Source organism: Xanthomonas sp. LMG 12462 (genome assembly GCF_009192885.1).
Taxonomy (GTDB): Bacteria; Pseudomonadota; Gammaproteobacteria; order Xanthomonadales; family Xanthomonadaceae; genus Xanthomonas_A; species Xanthomonas_A sontii.
This window is the reverse complement of the sequence record NZ_NMPP01000074.1, coordinates 21491-31876: the sequence shown is the minus strand read 5'-3', so window position 1 is coordinate 31876 and position 10386 is coordinate 21491. Positions and strand designations below refer to the sequence as shown.

At 62.0% G+C, this 10386-nt stretch carries 9 protein-coding genes; 7 read left to right on the top strand and 2 right to left on the bottom strand.

What is annotated here, in order from left to right:
* From folD to guaA, 3 genes are all read left to right on the top strand, one after another.
* On the top strand, window positions 1–768 hold a 768-nt coding region (gene folD, locus CEK69_RS16485), incomplete at its 5' end, for a bifunctional methylenetetrahydrofolate dehydrogenase/methenyltetrahydrofolate cyclohydrolase FolD (protein WP_152246782.1).
* Window positions 769–1050: 282 nt separating this feature from the next.
* Window positions 1051–2508: an IMP dehydrogenase gene (gene guaB, locus CEK69_RS16480; protein WP_017917282.1), complete on the top strand. Its 1458-nt coding sequence runs from the start codon at window positions 1051–1053 to the stop codon at window positions 2506–2508.
* Window positions 2509–2608: 100 nt separating this feature from the next.
* The gene (gene guaA, locus CEK69_RS16475) at window positions 2609–4174 is read left to right on the top strand and encodes a glutamine-hydrolyzing GMP synthase (protein WP_152246780.1); all 1566 of its coding nucleotides are present in this window, start codon (window positions 2609–2611) and stop codon (window positions 4172–4174) included.
* 81 nt (window positions 4175–4255) lie between these two features.
* On the opposite strand, the gene CEK69_RS16470 is transcribed toward guaA, so the two are convergent.
* Entirely contained in the window at window positions 4256–4489 is a 234-nt protein-coding gene (locus CEK69_RS16470; protein ID WP_152246778.1) for a hypothetical protein, read from the bottom strand.
* Here CEK69_RS16470 and CEK69_RS16465 point away from each other — a divergent pair.
* The 4 genes from CEK69_RS16465 to CEK69_RS16450 all read left to right on the top strand — a co-directional run bounded on the left by CEK69_RS16465 (window position 4476) and on the right by CEK69_RS16450 (window position 9861).
* The gene (locus tag CEK69_RS16465) at window positions 4476–5732 is read left to right on the top strand and encodes a site-specific integrase (RefSeq protein WP_152246776.1); all 1257 of its coding nucleotides are present in this window, start codon (window positions 4476–4478) and stop codon (window positions 5730–5732) included. The genes CEK69_RS16470 and CEK69_RS16465 overlap by 14 nt on opposite strands.
* A gap of 58 nt (window positions 5733–5790) precedes the next feature.
* Entirely contained in the window at window positions 5791–6066 is a 276-nt protein-coding gene (locus CEK69_RS16460) for a hypothetical protein (RefSeq protein WP_152246774.1), read from the top strand.
* A gap of 4 nt (window positions 6067–6070) precedes the next feature.
* The gene (locus CEK69_RS16455; RefSeq protein WP_152246772.1) at window positions 6071–6595 is read left to right on the top strand and encodes a DNA-binding protein; all 525 of its coding nucleotides are present in this window, start codon (window positions 6071–6073) and stop codon (window positions 6593–6595) included.
* A gap of 119 nt (window positions 6596–6714) precedes the next feature.
* Complete coding sequence (locus CEK69_RS16450) at window positions 6715–9861, top strand: tetratricopeptide repeat protein (RefSeq protein WP_152246770.1); 3147 nt, start codon at window positions 6715–6717, stop codon at window positions 9859–9861.
* A 46-nt stretch (window positions 9862–9907) separates the two neighbouring features.
* Here the strand turns inward: CEK69_RS16450 and CEK69_RS16445 are convergent, their stop codons facing one another.
* Window positions 9908–10315 (bottom strand): AlpA family phage regulatory protein, encoded by a 408-nt coding sequence (locus tag CEK69_RS16445; RefSeq protein WP_152246768.1) that lies wholly within the window; start codon window positions 10313–10315, stop codon window positions 9908–9910.
* Between the last annotated feature and the right edge of the window lie 71 nt (window positions 10316–10386).

Sequence of the window (10386 nt, the reverse complement as noted above, 5' to 3'; positions counted from 1 at the left end):
TCGATGCCGACCTTTTCGGCCTCGGCGGTGTACGTGCGCAACAAGCGCCGCGCGGCCGAAAAGGTCGGCATCGAGGCGTTCGACTACGACCTGCCGGCGGGCACCAGCGAAGCCGAACTGCTGGCGCTGATCGACCGGCTCAATGCCGACCCCAAGATCCACGGCATCCTGGTGCAGTTGCCGCTGCCGGGCATCCCCGATGCCAGCCGGCTGATCCACCGCATCGATCCGCGCAAGGACGTGGACGGCTTCCATCCGGAGAACGTTGGCCACCTGGCGCTGCGCGAATTCGGCCTGCGCCCGTGCACCCCGCGCGGCATCGTCACCCTGCTGGCGCACACCGACCAGCCGGTGCGCGGGCGCAATGCCACCATCGTCGGCGTCAGCAACCATGTCGGCCGGCCGATGGCGCTGGAGCTGCTGATCGCCGGCTGCACGGTCAGCTGCTGCCACAAGTTCACCCCGCCGGAGGTGCTGCAGGCGCGGGTGCGCGATGCCGACATCCTGGTGGTGGCGGTGGGCCGGCCGGGGCTGATCCCGGGCGAGTGGGTCAAGCCCGGCGCGGTGGTGATCGACGTCGGCATCAACCGTCTGGAGGACGGCCGCCTGGTCGGCGACGTCGGCTTCGACGCGGCGGCGCAGCGCGCCAGCTGGATCACGCCGGTGCCGGGCGGGGTCGGGCCGATGACCGTGGCCACGCTGATGCAGAACACGATCGAGGCCGCTGAGGCGGCGGGGAGTCGGGAGTCGGGATCGGGGATTCGTTGAGGGCAGTGGCCGGGATTGGGGAGTGGGGATTCGGGATTCGTTGAAGGCTGCGCGGGATTGGGGATGCGGGATTCGGGATTCGTTAAAGGCAACAGCAAAAGCGCATGCGCGGCCTTTCCGGTTTGCATGCGGGATCGGCAGGCCGTCGAGATCGCCCTGCTGAAAGAGAGGCAAACGGCCCGACCGCGCAGGGCGCGGTCTTGACGAATCCCCACTCCCGAATCCCCAATCCCCGCCCCAAATGCGTTAAAATGCCGCGCTTCCCCACACTCGGGTCCGCCGATGCTGCGCATCCAGGCTGAAGCTCTCACCTACGACGACGTCTCGCTCGTCCCCGCCCATTCGACCGTCCTGCCCAAGGACGTCAGCCTGGAAACCCGGCTGACCCGCGACCTGCGCCTGAAACTGCCGATCCTCTCGGCCGCGATGGACACGGTCACCGAGCACCGCCTGGCGGTGGCCATGGCCCAGCTCGGCGGCATCGGCATCATCCACAAGAACCTGACCCCGGCGCAGCAGGCCGCCGAAGTGGCCAAGGTCAAGAAGTTCGAGGCCGGCGTCATCACCGAGCCGTTCACGGTCGGTCCGGAGACCACCATCGGCGAGGTGCTCAAACTCACCCGCGCCCGCAACATCTCCGGCGTGCCGGTGGTGGACGGCAGCGAGCTGGTCGGTATCGTCACGAGCCGCGACATGCGCTTCGAGAAGAAGCTCGACGATCCGGTCCGCCACATCATGACCAAGAAGGATCGCCTGGTCACCGTGCGCGAAGGCGCCAGCGACGAGGAAGTGCTGCAGCTGCTGCACCGCCATCGCATCGAGAAGATCCTGGTGGTCAACGACGGCTTCGAGCTGCGCGGCCTGATCACGGTCAAGGACATCCAGAAGAAGACCGACAACCCCAATGCCGCCAAGGACGCCGCCACGCGGCTGCTGGTCGGCGCCGCGGTGGGCGTCGGCGGCGATACCGAGCAGCGCATCGAACTGCTGGCCGCGGCCGGCGTGGACGTGGTCATCGTCGATACTGCGCACGGCCATTCGCAGGGCGTCATCGACCGCGTGGCCTGGGTCAAGAAGACCTACCCGCAGTTGCAGGTGATCGGCGGCAACATCGTCACCGGCGACGCCGCGCTGGCGCTGATGGACGCCGGCGCCGACGCGGTCAAGGTCGGCGTAGGCCCCGGCTCGATCTGCACCACGCGTGTGGTCGCCGGCGTCGGCGTGCCGCAGATCACCGCGATCGATATGGTCGCCGAGGCGCTGCAGGACCGCATCCCGCTGATCGCCGACGGCGGCATCCGCTACTCCGGCGACATCGGCAAGGCGCTGGTCGCCGGCGCCTCCACGGTGATGGTCGGCGGCCTGTTCGCCGGCACCGAGGAAGCCCCGGGCGAGGTCGAACTGTTCCAGGGCCGCAGCTACAAGAGCTACCGCGGCATGGGCAGCCTGGGCGCGATGGAGAAGGGCAGCAAGGACCGTTACTTCCAGGACGCCTCCGACGCCGACAAGCTGGTGCCGGAAGGCATCGAAGGCCGCGTGCCGTACCGCGGTCCGCTCAGCGGCATCATCCACCAGCTGATCGGCGGCCTGCGCGCGACCATGGGTTACGTGGGCTGCGCCACCATCGAGGACATGCGCACCAAGCCCAAGTTCGTCACCATTACCGGTGCCGGCCAGCGCGAAAGCCACGTCCACGACGTGCAGATCACCAAGGAACCGCCGAACTACAGGATGGGCTGACGCCCATCCGGGAATGGGGAATCGGGAGTCGGGAATCGATGAACCAGCGTCTGTACCGCTTTGCCCATTCCCGATTCTCCGTTCCCGATTCCCGGCCCCAATGACCAACATCCACAGCGACAAGATCCTCATCCTCGATTTCGGTGCGCAGTACACGCAGTTGATCGCGCGGCGCATTCGCGAACTGGGCGTGTATTGCGAGATCTGGGCGTGGGACCACGATCCGGCCGAGATCGCCGGCTTCGGCGCGAAAGGCATCATCCTCTCCGGCGGCCCGGAATCGACCACGCTGCCGGGCGCGCCGGCCGCGCCGCAGGAAGTGTTCGACAGCGGCCTGCCGATCTTCGGCATCTGCTACGGCATGCAGACCCTGGCCGCGCAGCTCGGCGGCGCCACCGAAGCGGCGGACCAGCGCGAGTTCGGCCATGCCGAGGTCGAGGTGGTCGCTGCCGATGCGCTGTTCTCCGGGTTGACCGATCACGCAGGCGCGTCGCTTTTGAACGTGTGGATGAGCCACGGCGACCACGTGTCGCAGGTGCCGCCGGGCTTCACCATCACCGCCGTCACCGACCGCATCCCGGTCGCGGCCATGGCCAACGAGGCCAAGCGCTGGTACGGCGTGCAGTTCCATCCGGAAGTCACCCACACCCTGCAGGGCCAGACCCTGCTGCGCCGCTTCGTGGTCGACGTGTGCGGTTGCGCCACGCTGTGGACCGCGGCCAACATCATCGACGACCAGATCGCCCGCGTGCGCGCCCAGGTCGGCGACGACGAGGTGATCCTCGGCCTGTCCGGCGGTGTGGATTCGTCGGTGGTCGCCGCGCTGCTGCACAAGGCGATCGGCGACAAGCTGACCTGCGTGTTCGTCGACACCGGCCTGCTGCGCTGGCAGGAAGGCGACCAGGTGATGGCGATGTTCGCCGAGCACATGGGCGTCAAGGTGATCCGCGTCAACGCCGCCGACCGCTATTTCCAGGCGCTGGCCGGTGTCAGCGATCCGGAAGCCAAGCGCAAGATCATCGGCAACCTGTTCGTGGAGATCTTCGACGAAGAATCGAACAAGCTCCGCAACGCCAAGTGGCTGGCGCAGGGCACCATCTACCCCGATGTGATCGAGTCGGCCGGCAGCAAGACTGGCAAGGCCCACGTCATCAAGAGCCACCACAATGTCGGTGGCCTGCCTGAGCACATGAAGCTGGGCCTGGTCGAGCCGTTGCGCGAACTGTTCAAGGACGAAGTGCGGCGCCTGGGCGTCGAACTCGGCCTGCCGCGCAGCATGGTCTACCGCCACCCGTTCCCCGGCCCCGGCCTGGGCGTGCGCATCCTCGGCGAAGTGAAGCGCGAGTACGCCGAACTGCTGGCCAAGGCCGACGCGATCTTCATCGACGAACTGCGCAAGGCCGACCTGTACGACAAGACCAGTCAGGCCTTCGCCGTGTTCCTGCCGGTGAAGTCGGTCGGCGTGGTCGGCGACGCCCGCGCCTACGAATGGGTGATCGCGCTGCGCGCAGTGGAGACCATCGACTTCATGACCGCGCACTGGGCGCACCTGCCGTACGACTTCCTCGGCACCGTCAGCAATCGCATCATCAACGAACTGCGCGGGGTCTCGCGGGTGGTCTACGACATTTCCGGGAAGCCGCCGGCGACGATCGAGTGGGAGTGAAATCAGGTCCTTCGGGGACTATCGCCAGCTATCGAAAAATCGCCGCAACGTGTTGATCTGAAAGGAAATAGGTCGCGGGTTCTATCGGTGGCTATCGCTGGCCAGCACGACAGGTTGGCGGTAGCGCTGGCGGTACGAACCGGAGGTCGGATCAAGACCCTCCCGTTTACTATTGAGGCCGAAACGGTCTTTGACGGTAAAAACCTCTTGAGGAAAGCTTATTTCATGCGGCTTTCCGAGCATCAGCGGGTCTCCAAGTCCCTGACGGTAAAAGCCGTCACGAACAGGAGTGAAAACCTCGATGCTGACCGACACTGCACTGCGCAATCTCAAGCCTAAGTCCAAGATCTATAAGGCTTTTGATCGAGATGGAATGTACGTGACGGTATCGCCTACCGGTACCGTCACCTTCCGCTACGACTACCGTCTCCATGGGCGCCGGGAGACGCTCACCATCGGGCGCTACGGGCCTGCCGGCCTGTCGTTGGCGATGGCCCGCGAAAAGCTCATCGATGCCAAGAAGACCATCGCCCAGGGCAAGTCGCCCGCGATGGAGAAGCAGCGCGAGAAGCGCCGGCTGACCGCCGTGAAGTGCTTTGGGGACGTGGCGGCGAAATGGTTGGATGAGGCGCGGATGGCCGACAGCACGCGCGCGATGCGCAAGCATGTCGTCCAGCGTGACATCCTGCCGGTCTTCCAGAAGCGGCTGCTCAACGAAATCACCCCTGACGACTTGCGCGCGCTCTGCCAGAAGGTGAAGGCCCGCGGTGCTCCTGCCACGGCAGTACACATCCGCGACATCGTGAAGCAGGTCTATGTCTTCGCGATCCTGCACGGAGAGAAGGTGGACAACCCGGCCGAGGGTGTAGCCGCGTCGTCGATCGCCACCTTCGTTGCCAAGGACCGCGCCCTGTCGCCGCTGGAGATCCGGTTGATGGCGCGGCAGATGGAATCGGTGGCGACCTATCCGACGATCCGGCTCGCGCTGCGCATGATCCTGCTCACGCTGGTGCGCAAGAGCGAGCTGATCGGGGCTACCTGGGACGAGGTGGATTTTGAGAACGCGACCTGGACGATCCCGAAGCAGCGGATGAAGGGGCGCAATCCGCACGTCGTGTACCTGTCGCGCCAGGCGCTGGACATCTTCGTGGCGCTGCACACCTGCGCGGCGGGGTCACGTTTCGTGCTGCCGTCGCGCTATGACGCGGACCGCTGCATGTCGCATGCGACTTTGAACCGTGTCACGCAGATCGTGGCCCAGCGCGCCAAGGAAGCGGGATTGCCGCTGGAACCGTTCACGGTCCACGATCTGCGCCGCACCGGCTCGACCCTGCTCAACGAGGTGGGCTTCAACCGGGACTGGATCGAGAAGTGCCTGGCGCACGAGGACGGGCGCTCGTCCCGCGGCGTCTACAACAAGGCGGAGTACGCCGAGCAACGCCGGCACATGCTGCAGGAGTGGGCCAACATGGTCGATGCGTGGATCGAGGGCGAAACCTACGTTCCGAAATTGCTGCCCGAGAACATGGCGGTGCCGATGCTGAGCGCAGTAGCATGACTATGCATTGGTTGTCACTTGACAACTTTGGTTGTCGTCTCCACACTGGAGGCCGCTGATGGTTCGCCCCTCCCATCCGAAGAAAGAAGTCGAGGAGGCGCTTCGGCATGCCGAAGGGCAGGGCTGGCGCGTCGGGGTCGGTGGAAGCCATGCGTGGGGGCGGATCTATTGCCCCTACAACGACCAGGAGTGCCGTTGTGGCGAGTTCTGCATCACCAGCGTGTGGAGCACGCCGAAGAGCCCTGGCAACCATGCACGCGCCTTGCGGCGCGTCGTGGACAACTGCACCACGCACCGCCGCCAGCACGATGCTGGCGAGGGTGTCCAGGAGTAGCGCGATGGAATACACCTTCACCCTGAAGTACCAACTGGCCGACGAGGACCGCGATACCGATGCGCTGGTCGAGCGTCTGGGCGAGGCCGGGTGCGACGATGCCCTGGTCGGCATCGGGCAGCCGGGGCGGCTCGCGCTGGAGTTCACCCGCGAGGCGGACAGTGCGGACGCTGCTGTGCGCAGCGCGTTGGCGGACGTGCGGAGCGCCGTGCCATCGGCCAGGCTGATCGAGGTCGCACCGGATCTGGTCGGGCTGACAGATGTGGCCGACATCGTGGGCGTGTCGCGGCAGAACATGCGCAAGCTGATGCTAGCCCATCCGGGCAGCTTCCCCGCGCCGGTGCATGAGGGCAGCGCGTCGATCTGGCACTTGGCGGATGTACTGGCCTGGCTGCAGGCGAAGGGTAGCTACGCGCTGGCCATGGACGTTCTGGAGGTGGCGTGCGTTGCCTTGCAGGTCAACGTGGCCAAGGAGGGGCGGCGGTTATCGCGCTCAACTTCTGAGGGGCTGGAAGCTCTCGTTGGATGAGGGGCTGTGAATTGATCTTTCCCTGCTCGTCGAATAGGTACGATGATGCCAATAGTTTTCTAGGAAGGCGATGAATGACTGAGGGAGTGCAAAGAAAGAAAGTATCACCATCGGAGTTCATGCGCCAACTGCGTCCTGCGCTCTACTCAGATACGAGTGATCGCACGACCTACCTGCTTGACGCAACGACGCTTGAGTACAGCCTCGACACCATTACCGCACGCAACCAGACTCACGACTTTGAGCTCTTTTGCCGCAAGCTGTGTGAGCGCACGATTTGCCCAAACCTTAAACCTGCCACCGGACCCGAAGGGGGCGGGGACAGCAAGGCTGATACCGAAACCATTCCTGTTGCGGACGAGATCGCAACTCTTACGTATGTGGGCGAACCGAATTCCGGTAAGGAACGTTGGGCGTTCGCCTTCAGCGCTAAGAAGACGTGGGCAGAGAAAGCTCGCAACGACGTGGCAGGCATTGCGGAGACGCAGCGTGGCTATCAGAAGGTCTATTGCGTTACCGCACAGTTCGCCCGTGCGAAGGACCGCGCTCGGGTCGAGGACGAACTCACCAAGAAATATGGCCTGACCGTAACCATTCTTGATCGGAGCTGGATCGTTGAGCAGGTCGTTGGTGGTGATCGCAGGGACCTCGCTTTTAACTACCTCGGTGTTGGACAAGAGATTGCCGACGCGCGCCGACTGGGGCCGACCGACTATTCTCGCTCCCGGCAACTCGAAGATGTCGAGAAGTTGATTGGCAACCCAGAGGCATTTTCCGGAATGGAAATGCAGCGCGTGACGGAGGCTTTGGTTGCGGCCAAGCTTTCGCGCAATTTGGAGCGTCCACGAACAGAAACGGATGGGCGGTTTGCACGCGCAATTCGATTGGCCGAACGAGATGGTACTTCCCGTCAGACGCTTGAAGCGCACTACGAATGGATCTGGACCGCCTTCTGGTGGTTTGACGATGTCGCGCACTTGAACGCCAGCTATGACGCTTTCGAGAAGCTCGTGATCGACACGGATCACGCCAAGAACCTTGAGCTTCTGTGTAACTTGGCTCAACTGCTGTTCAACTCGGTCATTCATCAGCATTTGACTTCCGGTGAGGCCAAGCTGGAGGAGCGCATCGCTCGACTGAGCGACAGATTAAAGGCGATGGTGGCGGACCATGATCGTCCAAACAATTCTTTGGAGGCGCGAACCTCACTACTCGTTATCGAAGTCAATCAGGCGGCGCTCAAGAAAGATCCTCAACGACTCAGTTCACTTTGGCCGCAGTTTTCTGAGGTGATCGAGCAAGCAAATGGTCTGGGCGAGTTTGCTGCCGAGCGCTTGACTAAAATGATTGAGGTGTTTGGCAACGTCGCGGGAAAGGATCAGGGATATACCCGCCTTGTCGACGACGTTGCGGCGTTCGTGTCGGAGCGCACTGGCGAAGCTCAGGGAGCACTCGTACTCCTCAGGCGCGCTCAGCAGCTCGATTTCGAAGACAACTTCGAAATGATCAGGTTGCTGGGCAAGGCCGCGCGGCAGCTCACCAAGAAAGAGTATGCCGACGCGCTGATCGAGACTATGCAACTTCTCACGCTGGCTTATCGCAGTGCCGGACTGCTATGGGCCGCGCGAGCAAGCTGCATTTTTGCAGTGGCTTCGATATTCATCGAGGCTGAAGAGAATAGCGATCTTCCGGCCTCAATCGTGCCAACTGTCATGATGCTTGCTTGGATCGCTGTCGAACTGCGGCATTTGCCAGATTGTCTTGAAGCCGTTCGACTGGTTCGAGGCTGTGCTGCAGGGCTTCCGCTCGACGACGCCTCCAATGAGCGTATCGCGAAGCGCCTTATGGAGTTCGATCTCATTCTTGGTAGCCAGTTGCTGAATTTCACATCAGCAGAGCTTGAGCAAGTTGTTCAACTACCCGACGTTCTTGATCGGCTTGGCTTGCACCAGAGTCGAAATTCGCTGCTCTACGCGCTCGGCTATGAGCCAGTGCTCCGCGATGAGGGTTCTATACCGAAGGAGGAAACGCCAGAGAGTATTGCAGAGTTCTTCACATTGCTCGCTAGTCAACCAGTATCAGACAACTTGCATGGGCCAGTCGTCTTCAACGAGTCAGATTCGCACTCTTATGTGTCGAGAGTGCAGGGCATGCGGATTGTGGTTCACTACCAGATGTCGGAGACCTCGATCCTTGTGGCCGAGTCGGTCGTTGGAGTCATTGAGGCGCTTTTTGCGACAGCTCCTGAGATTGGCGCTGCAGCGCACACTGAAAACTTCCGTATCTCGATTCAAGAGGGTGCTGACGTGCTCGCACCTGACTTCGTGGTTGACGAGGAAGGAATGGCCGCGACTGTTAATTGGCCTGTTGGCTTGGCGCCGGCTACATATGGACGACAAGATGAGGTTCAGAGGGCATTGATTGGTTTGGCTGCGACGATCTTCGCAGCCACCTGCTTCGTGAAGGATTTGCAGCAGACCGTCGAACGCTTCTTTACGAACGAAGCTGTACTCGATCGGGTGTCGATGATTGTTGTAGCTGGGAACAGCCGCCAGCGCATCTTTAAGAAGGCTGTATCGAAGCTCGGTGATTGGGCACAGTTGGCGACGACGTCATTCCCGTTGGTGCAATCGCGCCCGTGTATCCGTCGCCGCGCGCTGGGTGCTGCTGTAGAGAATGACGATGCTGCGGCAATCGATACGAGCAGCCCCTCTTGGCCGAAAAATCACCGCGACCTTGGTGTCCGATCAGTCATCGATTTGCATCTTTGGAATCGCGCAGGGTGGACTGGCGCGGCATTTGCCGATTGGGGGGCGGCTTATCCGCCCGCGATCGCCCTGATGTTTACGGATGAGGATGCTGCTAGGAAGATCTTTCAGCGCTGGCGCGAACGTTTTGGGGAGATCGACAAGGATGGAGATATCTACATTGCGATCGTTCGTGGCATCTCTGCTGAGAATCCCGCTCACTATCGCGTACTCATCACCTCGCGGCTACCCTCCGAGGATAAACGTTCTGGCAACCGGTCATTAATGGTGGCGTCTCGAATTCAAACAATGCACGCGGAATCCGATGCCAACCTTGTGCGCTTTCTCGACGCGTATGGGCGATCGCAAGCTTACTTGCTTGTGCCTGCGATATTGCGGAGCGGGAGTTCACCGCAGTTCCTGCTGGAGCTTGCCATCCTGAAGCGGAAATTGAGCGTAAAGAATGCGTCAGAGGTGGGGGAGCATGAGATAGAAATGATGGCGCTTGGACCCGAGTAGTGCCGTGATCGCTACGGTGATTGAAACGTAGTGCCAAGCTGCATGTTTAGATGGTGGCATCTGGTTCAGTTGTGAACCTGTGAATGGGGCGTGTCTTGCGCTGTCTGACATCCGGCCCCTTTGTGACGTTTGTGGAGTTGGATCGCGAGGCTTGTTTGCGCATCTCGATCCAAGCTTCCACTTCAGCCAGATCCCATACGACGCACCTTGGTGTCAGGTTGAAGCGGCGCGGGAACTCACCGCGTCGCTCCATTTCGTAAATCGTTGTTTCAGCCAAAGGGACAATCTGACGCAGTTCGTGGCGGCGGATGGTGCGCCGGAAAGGAAGCGGACTGCGCTTGGGGAACTGTGGCAGCGCCTCATAGGCTTCCGTCCCAGGCAAGGGGAGAGATTGGCCAAGGGCGGCGTCGAGAACATTGGATACCTGCGATAGGGTTTTCACCTCGAACTCCATGAATACTCTGTATGGAGACATGGTGAATTTCAGTACCTATCGGCACAACCTGTTGTGGCGTAGGTGGGCAT